The 12,351-nt window shown below is 35.2% G+C and carries 14 protein-coding genes and 1 pseudogene; 5 read left to right on the forward strand and 10 right to left on the reverse strand.

Features of this window, described 5'->3' with window-relative positions; translation table 11 throughout:
• Positions 1-79 precede the first annotated feature (79 nt).
• The 5 genes from BR72_RS20845 to BR72_RS20865 form a co-directional block, all read right to left on the reverse strand.
• The gene (locus BR72_RS20845) at positions 80-652 is read right to left on the reverse strand and encodes a histidine phosphatase family protein (RefSeq protein WP_035436501.1); all 573 of its coding nucleotides are present in this window, start codon (positions 650-652) and stop codon (positions 80-82) included.
• 84 nt (positions 653-736) lie between these two features.
• Positions 737-1,453, reverse strand: a complete 717-nt coding sequence (locus tag BR72_RS20850) for a class I SAM-dependent methyltransferase (RefSeq protein ID WP_035436503.1) — start codon at positions 1,451-1,453, stop codon at positions 737-739.
• Between the two features lie 133 nt (positions 1,454-1,586).
• The gene (locus tag BR72_RS20855; protein ID WP_051957377.1) at positions 1,587-1,943 is read right to left on the reverse strand and encodes a hypothetical protein; all 357 of its coding nucleotides are present in this window, start codon (positions 1,941-1,943) and stop codon (positions 1,587-1,589) included.
• Positions 1,944-2,063: 120 nt separating this feature from the next.
• A complete protein-coding gene (locus BR72_RS20860) occupies positions 2,064-3,386 on the reverse strand; it encodes a hemolysin family protein (RefSeq protein ID WP_035436505.1) in 1,323 nt (440 codons plus the stop codon).
• A 124-nt stretch (positions 3,387-3,510) separates the two neighbouring features.
• Positions 3,511-3,918, reverse strand: coding sequence for a MerR family transcriptional regulator (locus BR72_RS20865; protein WP_081904956.1), 408 nt, complete (start codon positions 3,916-3,918; stop codon positions 3,511-3,513).
• A gap of 239 nt (positions 3,919-4,157) precedes the next feature.
• On the opposite strand from BR72_RS20865, the pseudogene BR72_RS20875 reads away from it, so the two are divergent.
• Positions 4,158-5,307 (forward strand): annotated as a pseudogene (locus BR72_RS20875) (IS3 family transposase).
• Positions 5,308-5,643: 336 nt separating this feature from the next.
• Here BR72_RS20875 and BR72_RS20880 read toward each other — a convergent pair.
• Positions 5,644-6,195 carry a cysteine hydrolase family protein gene (locus tag BR72_RS20880; protein ID WP_035436509.1) on the reverse strand — a complete coding sequence of 184 codons (552 nt, stop codon included), beginning with the start codon at positions 6,193-6,195 and terminating at the stop codon, positions 5,644-5,646.
• Between the two features lie 106 nt (positions 6,196-6,301).
• Here BR72_RS20880 and BR72_RS20885 point away from each other — a divergent pair, with 106 nt between their 5' ends.
• A complete protein-coding gene (locus BR72_RS20885) occupies positions 6,302-6,748 on the forward strand; it encodes an Lrp/AsnC family transcriptional regulator (protein WP_231559741.1) in 447 nt (148 codons plus the stop codon).
• Between the two features lie 135 nt (positions 6,749-6,883).
• On the forward strand, positions 6,884-7,816 hold the full coding sequence (locus BR72_RS20890) for a DMT family transporter (protein ID WP_035436515.1): 933 nt from the start codon (positions 6,884-6,886) through the stop codon (positions 7,814-7,816).
• 56 nt (positions 7,817-7,872) lie between these two features.
• On the opposite strand, the gene BR72_RS20895 is transcribed toward BR72_RS20890, so the two are convergent.
• On the reverse strand, positions 7,873-8,331 hold the full coding sequence (locus tag BR72_RS20895; protein WP_035436518.1) for an Lrp/AsnC family transcriptional regulator: 459 nt from the start codon (positions 8,329-8,331) through the stop codon (positions 7,873-7,875).
• 138 nt (positions 8,332-8,469) lie between these two features.
• On the opposite strand from BR72_RS20895, the gene BR72_RS20900 reads away from it, so the two are divergent.
• Entirely contained in the window at positions 8,470-8,643 is a 174-nt protein-coding gene (locus BR72_RS20900) for a DUF1272 domain-containing protein (RefSeq protein ID WP_035436521.1), read from the forward strand.
• A gap of 59 nt (positions 8,644-8,702) precedes the next feature.
• Here the strand turns inward: BR72_RS20900 and BR72_RS20905 are convergent, their stop codons facing one another.
• The 3 genes from BR72_RS20905 to BR72_RS20915 are packed head-to-tail and all read right to left on the reverse strand — an operon-like array spanning position 8,703 to position 10,616.
• Positions 8,703-9,272, reverse strand: coding sequence for an SGNH/GDSL hydrolase family protein (locus BR72_RS20905; protein WP_035436524.1), 570 nt, complete (start codon positions 9,270-9,272; stop codon positions 8,703-8,705).
• A gap of 46 nt (positions 9,273-9,318) precedes the next feature.
• Positions 9,319-10,143 carry an MBL fold metallo-hydrolase gene (locus BR72_RS20910; RefSeq protein WP_035436526.1) on the reverse strand — a complete coding sequence of 275 codons (825 nt, stop codon included), beginning with the start codon at positions 10,141-10,143 and terminating at the stop codon, positions 9,319-9,321.
• Between the two features lie 20 nt (positions 10,144-10,163).
• Entirely contained in the window at positions 10,164-10,616 is a 453-nt protein-coding gene (locus tag BR72_RS20915) for a DinB family protein (protein ID WP_035436528.1), read from the reverse strand.
• 365 nt (positions 10,617-10,981) lie between these two features.
• On the opposite strand from BR72_RS20915, the gene brnQ reads away from it, so the two are divergent.
• Positions 10,982-12,349 (forward strand): branched-chain amino acid transport system II carrier protein, encoded by a 1,368-nt coding sequence (gene brnQ / locus BR72_RS20920; protein ID WP_035436530.1) that lies wholly within the window; start codon positions 10,982-10,984, stop codon positions 12,347-12,349.
• The last annotated feature ends 2 nt before the right edge of the window (positions 12,350-12,351 follow it).

The following is a 12,351-nucleotide window of genomic DNA, read 5'->3' on the forward strand; positions in this document are numbered from 1 at the left end:
CCTTAGAGAATAGACGCATGCTGGGCACACAACGAAAAGGCGAAGCTGCTCAGCTTCGCCTTCTTTAAAATAGTCAAAATCATTCTGCCCATAATCTCTTTATATCAATTAATTCCTCACCATTAAATTTCATCCTGTATACATCCGGTTTTGATGTCTCCATTAAAAACTCATATCCATATCGACTATCAAAATGTTCCATCATTAAAGTCATAACAAGTCCATGAGTACCCATTACAATTTTATGCCCTCTAAAATCCTTTAATATTTGCTTCAACACTGCCACAGCACGGCTCTGACAATCTGTTTTTGATTCCCCGCCTTGTAATGCAAAATCCGGACTCGAAAACATTCTCTTTACAAGCGGATATAATTCCTTATCTGATATTATCGTATCCCCACTTGTAAACATACATTCTTTAAGGTTTTCGTCTACTAATATTTCCTTCTCGTAAAAATGAGCTAACTCCTCTATCGTCAACATAGCTCGGCTATATGGGCTTGAAATGAACGTGTCTACTCCTTCATCTTTCAATAATTCAGTTACTCTAATTGCATCAATTTTTCCCTTCTCAGTCAATCCGCGTGTTCGTTCGTCTCCTTCTGTTTTTGGCGATTCACCATGTCTAACCATGTAAATGTATGTATACATAATTTCCTCCTGAAATTATTGTAATTTTTTATTTATCGACACCACTAAAATGTAACATCTTACACGACAATTTCCATTGCATTCTTAGAGTCTCTTTTTCTTTGCCTTTATAATTAAAAAACTTGGTTGTTTTAATAACTTTTCATAAGATGATGGGTAATTTTGTCTTAATTCTTCTGTTGGGATCGGTTCAATTATTTTTTCAATTTCAAAATGATGAAGTGTATCATTTATAATGTCTTGCAGTGGTCGGCGATAAAAATACATATCAATATACTTACCGCTTTTCTTCCATTTATCATGAAGAAATTCACAGTTAAAGTATTCCTTATTCTCCGATAACTGAATATCCATCGCTGGATGATGAACGGAAAACAAAAGTGTTCCATTTTGTTTTAATACCCTCTCAAATTCAGCAAATGTACGGTTCCAATCTGCAATATAGTGAAGAGCTAACGAACTGACAATGCAATCAAATGTACTATCCGCAAAAGGTAACGTATTTTCAAAATCTAGTTGATAAACCTCTGCTTTCTCCCCTATTCTTCTTTTGGTAGCCGCAACCATCTCGCTACTAACATCAATCGCCATTACATTTGCTTCCCTAGTTAGAAACTGTTCTGTATACCATCCTGCTGCACACCCTGCATCGAGTATATTCATCCCTGTCATACTGCTAGGCAACTGACTCATCATAGCCGGACGTTCATAATCTGTATTATACGGACTCTCATAATCAACACAATGTTCATAATGACTAGCTAATATATCGTATGCATCAATAATTTGCTGTTTATTCATACTCTATCTTCCTTTCTTAATTGAAGACGTAACTTTCATTCTAACAAATTTTATACACTTAAAGACATTAACCAAAAACACTCTACTCTTTAAAAAGAGCCACTAAAAAATCCTCAAATATGCAAAAGAAAAGCTATTCTTTCATAGTTCTTTCCATTCTCTTCCGTTTAAAAAGGCGAAAAAGTAACCAAATCAGCAACAAGGTCCAAACTAGAATATATATATGCCCACCAAGTGTATAAAACGTCCAGCTTTCTCCTTGAGAGACAGACAACTTAATATGATCCCACTCATTTCCCTCTCTTGCAATACTGTTCAAGGCTGAGAACACTGGAACAAACAAAATACAGCAAATATTAATGATACTGCCTATCATACTGATGCGTTGTTTCTTTTTCTGGGAGAGGTAAAGACAAGAAAGGCTGAATGCGATTAATAAACCACCATAGTAGATTGCCCAAAACCAACTAGGTAAAGAAGAAAATATCATAGGACTCCACCTCCCGTTTGAAAAGACGCAATTTTCATTTTATCACAATTACAAATAATTGAAAATATTCAAACATAACACAGGTCATTATTTTCACATGAATATAAGAAGAAGCAGCAACTATACAGTTGCTGCTTCTTCCTGTTGTACATCCATTTTACGAATTTCGATACGCTTGATTTGATGTGCATCTTTTTCTAAAACTTTAAATTCATATCCTTCTGCTTCAACCGATTGTCCTTCTTGAATTTCGTGATTTTGTGTCATCACCCAACCGCCAATTGTATCAACTTCTACTTCATCAATGTGTAATCCAAATAAATCTTGAATTTCACTAATCAATACTTTACCATCGACAATTTTATGATGCTCATCAACATGATGAATTGGAGGATGCTCATCTTCATCATATTCATCACGAATTTCACCAACAATTTCTTCTAATATATCTTCGAGCGTCACAATTCCCGCTGTCCCGCCATATTCATCATATAACACAGCCATTGGAATTCGCTTCTTTTGCATTTGCAGAAGTAAATCATGGATTGGAATTGTCTCCATTACTTCAATAATAGGACGCATAAATGTTTTGATAGATTGTAGGTCTTCTTTATCGTTTTTCATATAACGAATAAAGAAATCTTTTACGTTTACCATCCCGATAATATCGTCTTTATCTTCTCCAAAGATTGGGTAACGTGTGTACTTTTCACTTCGGATTACTTTCATATGATCTTCTACTGAATCTTCAAGATAGAAACCAACGATTTCTGTCCGTGGCACCATAATCTCTTTTGCAATACGATTATCGAACTCAAAAATATTGTTTACATATTTATACTCCGCCTGATTAATTTCCCCATTTTCATAGCTCTCTGAAAGAATTAAACGTAATTCCTCTTCCGAGTGCGCTACTTCATGCTCAGATGCTGGTTTTAATCCGAATAACCCCGTTACAAGACGCGCCGATTTATTTAACATCCAAATAAACGGGAACATGATTTTGTAAAACATGATAAGCGGTGCTGCAAACAACATTGTAATTTTTTCTGCCTTTTGAATTGCTACTGTTTTCGGTGCTAGCTCACCAACAACTACATGTAAAAAGGTAACCGTTGCAAATGCAAGAATATACGATACTGAATTGGCAACTGTATCTGGAAAATGTAGATCTTGAAATAACGGCTGTAATATACGATGAACCGTAGGCTCTCCAAGCGATCCGAGCGCAAGAGCTGTAATAGTTATCCCTAATTGACACGCCGATAAATATTCATCTAAATTCGCTGTTACCTTTTTGGCTGCTAATGCGCCTCGTCTTCCCTCTGCGACAAGTTGATCAATACGACTTGAACGCACCTTAACCATAGCAAACTCTGCTGCCACGAAAAATCCAGTAAATGCGATTAAAATCGCAATCATAACTAAATTAAATATTTCCAAAGAATCCCCCTTAGTTTGAAAACTAAGGTGTCCACCTCCTGTATAAATAATTACTTTCTTTTACTCTTTAAATTTAGAAAATAAAGCGCTATACAGAAATTAAAAGCGTGGATAGCTCTATCTACTATAATAGTAAGATAAGAGATTGGATTAAAGCTGTCGTTTGAGTTGATAAATGTTTCGTTAGTTTTTCGCGCTGTGAATCTGTTAACCCATCTAATAACGGTTTTAATTCTACTAATTCCGTCTCCAAACGGTGGATACGCTCTGTTACATCATTTACTTGTTCCGAAACGTTTTCATTAACACCGAGCAGCTTTGTTTTCTCCTCGATCCTATCCTTAATTTCAGAAAGCGGTATATGCATTTCTTTACATCTCTCAATAAAACGTAATGTTTCAATTGCTGTTTCGTCGTAGTAGCGATAATTGGATTGAGATCGCTCCGCTTTCAAAATACCTAGATTCGTATAATAATCAATCGTTCGTTTCGAAACATGAGCCATGTGAGCCAACTGTCCGATTCGGTACACCTTCCCAACGACCTTCCCTCCCCAGTATGTGTTACAAATATCATACAATACATAAACTGTACAGTCAAACGTTATGGTTAAGAATAACATTTTATAAATATATTAAGATTTATCTTTTTCTGGTCAAAAAGAAGCAGCTATAAAGTGAAACTTTGTAATGCCCCAGTAAAATGAGACAAGGATAAAACACCCCATCTGTCGTATGTAGATGTAAACGACAAATTGGAGGTGTTTTTTCTATGGGTAAAAAGAAAAATTATTATCCTGAATTTGTGAAGAGACAAGTGATTGAATTGAAGTTGGAGGGAAAGTTAACCAATCGTGAAATTATGGAGAAGTTCGGTATTCGTGATGTATCGCAGATCAAAAGATGGATGAAATGGTTTCGAAATGGGGAAGAACATCGATTAGCACAACCAATCGGCAAGCAGTATAGTTATGGGAAATGCCCTGCAGACTTAACGGAAGTGGAAGCGTTAAAACGAACAAATGCTTATCTTGAGATGAAAAAAAAGTATCAGGAAATCGAAAGGAGATGGTCCCAGAAATCATCATTACACTCGTAGAGGAAATGAAAAATCGTTATTCCATCGGTCTTATCTGTGAATGCATGGGAATCTCCCGTGCTACCTATTATCGCTGGAGGAAAAAGTCATGGGACTTGTCTCCTTTAGAAAGCAAATTAAAAATTTTTGTATAACTTACAAATTTCGAATTGGACACCGCACCGTTACGGGGTTATTACGAACAAAATTAACAATAAACGTTAACCGAAAGACAGTACAAAGAATTATGCAAAAATACAACCTTCAGTGTAGCGTAAAACCAAAACGAAAAGTGAAGATAGTAGGAGAAAGTCAGAAAGTGGTACCAAATCGTTTAGAACAAAACTTTCAAGCAGACAGACCGAATCAAAAGTGGGTAACGGATATTACGTACTTACCTTTTGGTGAGTCTATGATATATTTATCGACGATTATGGACTTGTATAATAACGAAATCATTGCGTATCGGGTGAAAGAAAGTCAAGATGTATCTCTTGTGCTAGAGACTTTACAAGCTGCTTGCGAGAACCGTGAAGTAAAAGGAATCACGCTTCATAGTGATCAGGGATCCGTCTATACTTATTATGCCTTTCAGAATTTAGCCGAAGAAAAAGGCATTATCACAAGCATGTCCCGGAAAGGGAACTGCTTCGATAATGCCGTCATAGAATCCTTCCACTCCACCATAAAGTCGGAAGAATTCTATACCCCAAAAAGGGTACGCCTTACAAATTCTATTGTACTAGAAAAAGTGAATGATTTCATGCATTATTATAATCACATGCGACCGTTTAAAAAATTAAACTACCTGTCCCCGATTGAGTATAGGGAACAGGTAGCATAGGTGTTTTATTCCTGTCTCACATCAGTGGTCCAGTTCACTTTAATCAGTGGGGTTTTTTTTCATCCCCCACTGATTATTAGTTGAACCAATCGGGCTTTTACGGGCAGTTTATCTCCCACCTAACTTCTTAAGAAAAGCAGAAGCGGCTCGTTCAGAATCGCAGGACGCCCACGCCCCTGACAAAGAGGCGCTTTTTGCCTCGTCCGAGGGGGCGAAACGACCGGAGATTCTAGCCGCTGGAGCTGGACAATGCTTTCGCTGAATTTTGAGGTGGGAGTATTACTGCCCGTTAATGCGGGATAAATCTACTTGTCGTAGAATAGCTTCAATTTCTTACTACATTTTACTTGATAAAAATTCTGTTGTTTTTATTACATTTGCAAACATTTTTTCTAAAGCACCCATGAATGCCGTATGAACACGTTTAGCCTGAATCGTTTCATCGTTAAATACAAGGTCTTTTGTCGTACAGGCATCTTCAATTACTGTACATCCAAACTCCAAATCACTAGCAGCTCTAACTGTTGTATCGATACACATGTGCGTCATCATTCCGCATATCACCAAATGTTCAATCCCTTCTTGTTTAAGTAACTCGAATAAATTAGTTTCTCGAAAACTATTCGGATAATTTTTTTGTACAACAAATTCATTTTTAAGAGGCGCTATATGAGGATGAATTTTTACCCCTTCTGTATTCGGAATAAAAAAAGTAGCCCCTTCTTTTACTGATATATGTTGCACGTGAAATATAGGTAAATTCATTCCCCTAAAAAAACCTATCACTTTTTTTGCGTTTTCTACCGCTTTTAACGGTTCATGTAATTCACACCTGCCTCCTGGAAAATAATCATTTTGTATATCAATTAATACAAGTCCTGTTTTCATTTTCGGCCTCCAATATTTTGAAAATTAAGTTATAATCTTATTATAGAGCTTTATCGAGTTAGCCATAACATTCTCATGAAAGACTTTGACGTCATATGATTTCACCATGAAAGGGTTTGGAACCATGATTGATTCAACAGATTTGCAAATTCTTGATTTACTAAAGAACAACTCTCGAATGCAGTGGAAAGATATTGGAAAAAACGTTCATATGACAGGCCAATCCGTTGGAAACCGTATTCGAAAAATGGAAGATGGAGGAGTAATAAAAGCGTATACCATTTTAGTAGATCATTTGAAATTAGGCATGCAGTATACTGCTTTCATCACGGTTTTTATGAAGACAAATGAACATACTACATTCACGTCATTTATTACAAAAGAAGATTCCATCGTTGAAGCTCATAAAATTAGCGGTGAAGGATGTTATTTCCTCAAAGTACAAATAGACTCCCAAGAAAATTTACATAATTTATTAAATGAAATTTTAAGATTTGGCAACTATCGCTTAAATTTATCCATTCATCAAATAAAAGAAACTTATTCAAGATAGAAAGGAGAATTGTGATGTATTACAACAACTTATTCGAAAATGATCAACCAGTAATCCGTCTCTAAGACGGGCATACTATTGCTTCGTCTTAAGGATATTTTTCTCTAATCCTAAACTAGACGGAGGTCTTATGATATGAAACATTCATTACTCGGGACATTATGTTTATCGCTTGCTGCAAGCATTTGGGGAGGCATGTACGTTGTTAGTAAATACGTACTCGAATATGTTCCCCCGCTTACGCTTGTTTGGTTACGCTTTGTTATCGCTTTTGCGATTTTATTTATCATTTTACAAATCACGCAGCGAAAACAGCAAACAAAGATATCAATCAAGAGAAAGGATTGGTTATTATTTGCTTGGATCGGTTTTATCGGTTATTTTGTTTCCATTGCCTTTCAATTCATTGGAACAAAATTGTCCGATGCTCATACAGGTTCTTTAGTAACATCAGCAACACCAGCCTTTATGATCATTTTTGCAAGAATAATAATTAAAGAACGTATTACCATACGTAAATTTATTTCCGTACTCCTAGCAACGTTAGGTGTTTCTATTGTTATCGGATGGGATATCAAAATTGGAACGTATTTCACTGGAACAATCATTTTAGTCGGGGCCGCTATTACGTGGGCATTATTATCGATATACGTCAAAATCGCCTCGCAGCGTTTTTCGTCCTTAATCATTACTACGTACGCCATATTTTTTGCGATTTTGTTTATTACGCCTTGTATGATATGGGAATTACAAACATATCGCTTACAGAGCCTTAATACATTGTTGATCTTAGGAATTATCTACCTTGGTATCATCTCAACTGCTGGTGCTTTTTTTCTTTGGAACAAAGGTTTGGAATTAATGGATGCAGGAATTGGCTCACTCTTTTTCTTTTTCCAACCTCTTGTTGGATCATTTCTTGGATGGTTACTACTGGATGAAGAGCTAAAAACCACATTTTTTATCGGAGCTATACTCATTGTAGTGAGTGTTCTTATCGTTGCAATTGATAAAAGAAAGACATCTTCACATAATAAACATACAATTTTATATATCAATGATAAATAAAGAAAACAAGGGTGGTGTAAATGCCATCCTTGTTTTTTTATAGCTTATTTTATTCGTTACATTTCATCTGGACTATAATAATCTAACACATTATTACCTATCCCTACTTCTGAAAAAATAACATGTGTAACCGTTTCAGCAAATTTTGAAACATCATCAATAAACGCTTCTACTTCTTGAAAGCTTCGGACAGAAATTTTCACTATATAACTAGCAGGCCCTGCAACGCGATAACAAAAAACAGCTCGCGGATAAGCTTTCATGTATACTCTAAACCTTTCACACTGTCCATTTTTTGTTTTCACTTCTAATACAGCATGGATATGAAAACCTAACTTATCATAATTAATTTTTGTTGTATAACCTTCAATAATCCCCTCATCCTCTAACTTCCGTACTCTTTCAGCTACGGAAGGCGCAGACAAATTAACTTTTTTAGATAATTCACGAATGGAAAGACGAGAATTTTGATTTAAACATTGTAAAATTTGTGCGTCAATTACATCTATTTTCATTTGTAATGTCCCTCTCATAAATTTGTTTTAACCACAAAGAAAAATCATAGAATGCATTATGAACAGAAAGGAAAATAGCTCCATCCTATATTATCATATACTTATAAAACTTATTACTCTATGTAAGGAGGCAACCCCATGGCACTAGAAATGAAAGCGAATTGTCAAACTTGTAATACTGCCCTTCAAGAAGATTCAGAAGCATACATATGTGTATATGAATGTACCTTTTGCTCACATTGTACAGAAAGCACAAACCACGTCTGTCCAAATTGTGGTGGTGAATTAGTTCGAAGACCGAAAAAGAAATAACAGTTTATGCAACAAAAGCGCAAAATCTTATAGATTTTGCGCTCTTTACTGTTATTTTTTCACCACTTAATTTCTTTTATCTTTTCAATGATTACTTCGGCTAAAAATTCATATCCATGTACTCCAAAGTGTAGTCCATCTTGCTTTTCATTCTCTAAAAGAAGCTTATAATTCGGTAGTTCAATGATAGATGTATATAAATCAAGAAAATTGCTACCAGTTCGAGCAGCTACATCTGATACAACTTCTGCATATTGCTTTAAAACAGCATTTGTTCTTGCATTTTGCCTTTCCTCATCAATTGGAGCTGGGCTAATTAGTAATACTTTGTGTGGTGAAATTCGTTCTACAATTTCTTGTATATTTTCTCTATATTCTTGTAATGGTATTTGTTTATGGAATGCAGCATCATTCGCACCAAAAAATACAATTACAAAACTAGGCTGATGAGATAATACATCTTCTTCAAGCCTTTTGAGTGCATCATTCGTATTATTACCTGAAATACCCGCATTCAAAATTTCCCATTCAGGAAAAGCGTTTCGCAATCTAGGTGTTAACCGCAATGCCTTATTTTCAAACATTTCTCCTGCTGTTATACTATCCCCAAAACAAATTAACCTTTTCACTTTCTACACCTACCGTTTCTATTTATAACCTATCTTTTTAATGATATTATTTATCAAGTAACTTTCCTTCAAGTGCCTCTATATACCTCTTCGCTGATTTTTGAACAGCTTCATTTGCTTTTTCCTTCACAATTCCATGAAATGCATTATACAATCGGTTAAAATTCAACTCTTTTACGTTCTCAGCCATTTCTTTCACTTTCCATGCTGGTAATGGAATGAGATTCGGATAACTGTACATAAAGCTTACCCATCTTGCATCAGCAACAACTTGAATAATATCTCCAGTTAATAGAACTCCTCTTCCTTCATCCCCAGTTTTCCAATGTAAAACAGAACCACCGCTAAAATGCCCACCTAGACGGTATAATGTTACGCTCTCGGAAATTTCCAGAGATTCTCCAGACCAATATACAATTCGTTCACTTGGACGTATTACCCACTCTTTATCATCTTCATGAATGTAGATAGGAACATCAAATCGTTCCGCCCATTCTACTTGTGTAGAATAATAATGCGGATGTGATAAAGCAATCGCATGAATTCCGCCTAACTCATTTATTTTGGCTACTGTCTCTTCATCAATGTAGCTAATACAATCCCATAACACATTACACTTATCTGTTTGAACTAAATACGCATTTTGGCCGATTGCAAACTTCGGTTTTGTTGTGATGCTATATAAATTTTCTTCTTCTTTTACAATCTCATTCTTATATGTTTTGCTTTCCTGTAGACTCTCTAACGTTGTCCATGTTTGTCCCATTGGATTTACATATTGACGTTCTTCATTACAAATTACACAGTTTACAGGTGGTTCATTATAAAGTGGGTATTGTACACCGCACGTGATACAAACATAATGCTTCATCTGTACATCTCTCCTTTAAATTAACTAGAAATATCATAATCAATATGTAGTCCAGTTAAGTACACACTTAATATCCCTTGATGCGTACATTCAAAGTGAACTAACCAATTGAAACATCTTTCGATATCAGGATCATTCATTTCTTTCCAAACCACAGTTCTTTCCCACTCGATTTGTCCCGAGGTAAATAATTTGTAACCATTCTCTAATTCACTATAATACGCTTTCAACTTATCGAGATTTACGGCCATTTCTGAATCCATTCGTTTTTCCCGCCATGATGGTCCTTTTTTATTCATCATCGCACGCAAATAAATTTCACGTGCATCTGCAATATGGCGAAGCTCTTCACCTAATGTTTTCATAGATTCATATGGACGAAAAGAAAGATCTTCTGAACTTAAGTGCTTCAATAAACCATTAGTAAGACTAGAATAATAATCCCAATATTCAACAATTGATGTTTGAGCCATATCTACCCTCCCGCAAACATTTGTTCTTTTTACAGAATATCACAAAATTAACTATTAAATCAAATTATTTTTTCGATAATTACAAAATGATAGAAGATTCAATTTGTTTTTCTGTTTGTTATACAAAAATAATGACTATCATAAAATACTCTGTAATACACCACGGAAAGAAAGCGCTTAAAATACGTAATTAATTGAATTTTCTATACAATAAAATTGATAGAAAAAATAAATTTACGAAAAATTCATTTTTGTCTTGCATAATAATTTATTTTTGTTATTATCGTAGTAATTCGACAAAAAATGACTTTGTATTGTAATTGCTGTACAAAAAATTCAAAATATTTAAATTTGGAGGTTTTTTCGTGTCAAAAAATGTACAAACTTCACATATCTTTGTGATCGGGCTTATGCTCTTTGCCCTTTTCTTTGGAGCAGGTAATTTAATTTTCCCTGCTATGTTAGGACAAACAGCAGGAAGTAACGTATGGGTTGCTACCGCTGGATTTTTAATTACAGGAGTTGGTGTACCACTACTTGGTGTATTAGCATTTGGTGTTTCTGGTAGTGATGACTTACAAGCAATGGCAAGTCGTGTACATCCATGGTTTGCGAGTGTATACGCATTTATTCTTTATTTAGCAATTGGTCCTCTTTTTGCTTTACCTCGAGCAGGGAGCGTATCATTTGAAATAGGTGTAAAACCATTTGTAGGAGAAAATAGCGGTCATTTACCTTTGATTATTTTCACTATTGTGTTTTTCGGCATTACGTGTTTACTCTCTTTAAATCCAACAAAGATTGTTGATGTTGTCGGAAAGTTTTTAACACCGATTAAATTATCATTTATCGGCATTTTAGTTGTTACGGCTGTTGTAAAACCAATTGGTGACATTCAAGCGCCAACACAAGAATTTGTTACAAATTCTTTCTTCAAAGGCTTTCAGCAAGGCTATTTAACAATGGATACACTCGCAGCTTTCGTATTTGGTATTATCATTATTAATGCAATCAAAGCGCAAGGTGTAAGTGACCAAAAAGTAGTTATCAATGTTTGTATAAAAGCAGCACTAATTGCCGCTGTCGTATTAATTGCTGTTTACACTTCACTTGCATTTATGGGCGCTTCTAGTGTTTCTAAATTAGGACACTTAGAAAATGGCGGTGAAGTTTTATCAAAAGTAGCAAATTACTACTTCGGTTCTTTAGGAAATTTATTATTAGGAATGATGATCACTGTAGCTTGTTTAACAACAAGCGTTGGGCTTACTACAGCATGTTCATCCTATTTCCATAAAGTATTTCCACAAATATCATATAAAACATTCGCTGTTATTTTAGCTATATTCAGTGCTGTCATTGCAAATCTTGGCTTAACAGAGCTGATTACCATATCTGTACCTGTATTAACAGCGATATACCCGTTAGCGATTGTATTAATTTTCTTAACGTTTTTACACCGCGCGTTTAAAGGAAGATCAGAAGTATATCAAGTAAGCTTACTGTTTACTTTTATCGTAAGTCTCTTTGACGGACTAAATGCTGCAAACCTAAAAGTTGAAGCAATCAATTCTTTATTCTCTCGCATTTTACCTTTATATGATGCTGGACTCGGATGGATTATGCCAGCACTTATCGGAGCGGTATTAGGCTATGGAATTAGTTTATTACGAGTAAAGAATACTTCTAGTGTAGATACATCTCATGATCTTGCACGAAAAAAAACATCCTAAAC

The sequence above is a fragment of the Bacillus sp. UNC322MFChir4.1 genome, from assembly GCF_000746135.1.
GTDB lineage: Bacteria > Bacillota > Bacilli > Bacillales > Bacillaceae_G > Bacillus_A.

Excerpts from the sequence above, each read along its gene's own strand:
- BR72_RS20845 (WP_035436501.1), bottom strand. The coding sequence starts at position 652 with ATGTATACATACATTTACATGGTTAGACATGGTGAATCGCCAAAAACA.
- BR72_RS20850 (WP_035436503.1), bottom strand. The coding sequence starts at position 1,453 with ATGAATAAACAGCAAATTATTGATGCATACGATATATTAGCTAGTCAT.
- BR72_RS20855 (WP_051957377.1), bottom strand. The coding sequence starts at position 1,943 with ATGATATTTTCTTCTTTACCTAGTTGGTTTTGGGCAATCTACTATGGT.
- BR72_RS20880 (WP_035436509.1), bottom strand. The coding sequence starts at position 6,195 with ATGAAAACAGGACTTGTATTAATTGATATACAAAATGATTATTTTCCA.
- BR72_RS20885 (WP_231559741.1), top strand. The coding sequence starts at position 6,302 with ATGAAAGGGTTTGGAACCATGATTGATTCAACAGATTTGCAAATTCTT.
- BR72_RS20890 (WP_035436515.1), top strand. The coding sequence starts at position 6,884 with ATGAAACATTCATTACTCGGGACATTATGTTTATCGCTTGCTGCAAGC.
- BR72_RS20895 (WP_035436518.1), bottom strand. The coding sequence starts at position 8,331 with ATGAAAATAGATGTAATTGACGCACAAATTTTACAATGTTTAAATCAA.
- BR72_RS20900 (WP_035436521.1), top strand. The coding sequence starts at position 8,470 with ATGGCACTAGAAATGAAAGCGAATTGTCAAACTTGTAATACTGCCCTT.
- BR72_RS20910 (WP_035436526.1), bottom strand. The coding sequence starts at position 10,143 with ATGAAGCATTATGTTTGTATCACGTGCGGTGTACAATACCCACTTTAT.
- BR72_RS20915 (WP_035436528.1), bottom strand. The coding sequence starts at position 10,616 with ATGGCTCAAACATCAATTGTTGAATATTGGGATTATTATTCTAGTCTT.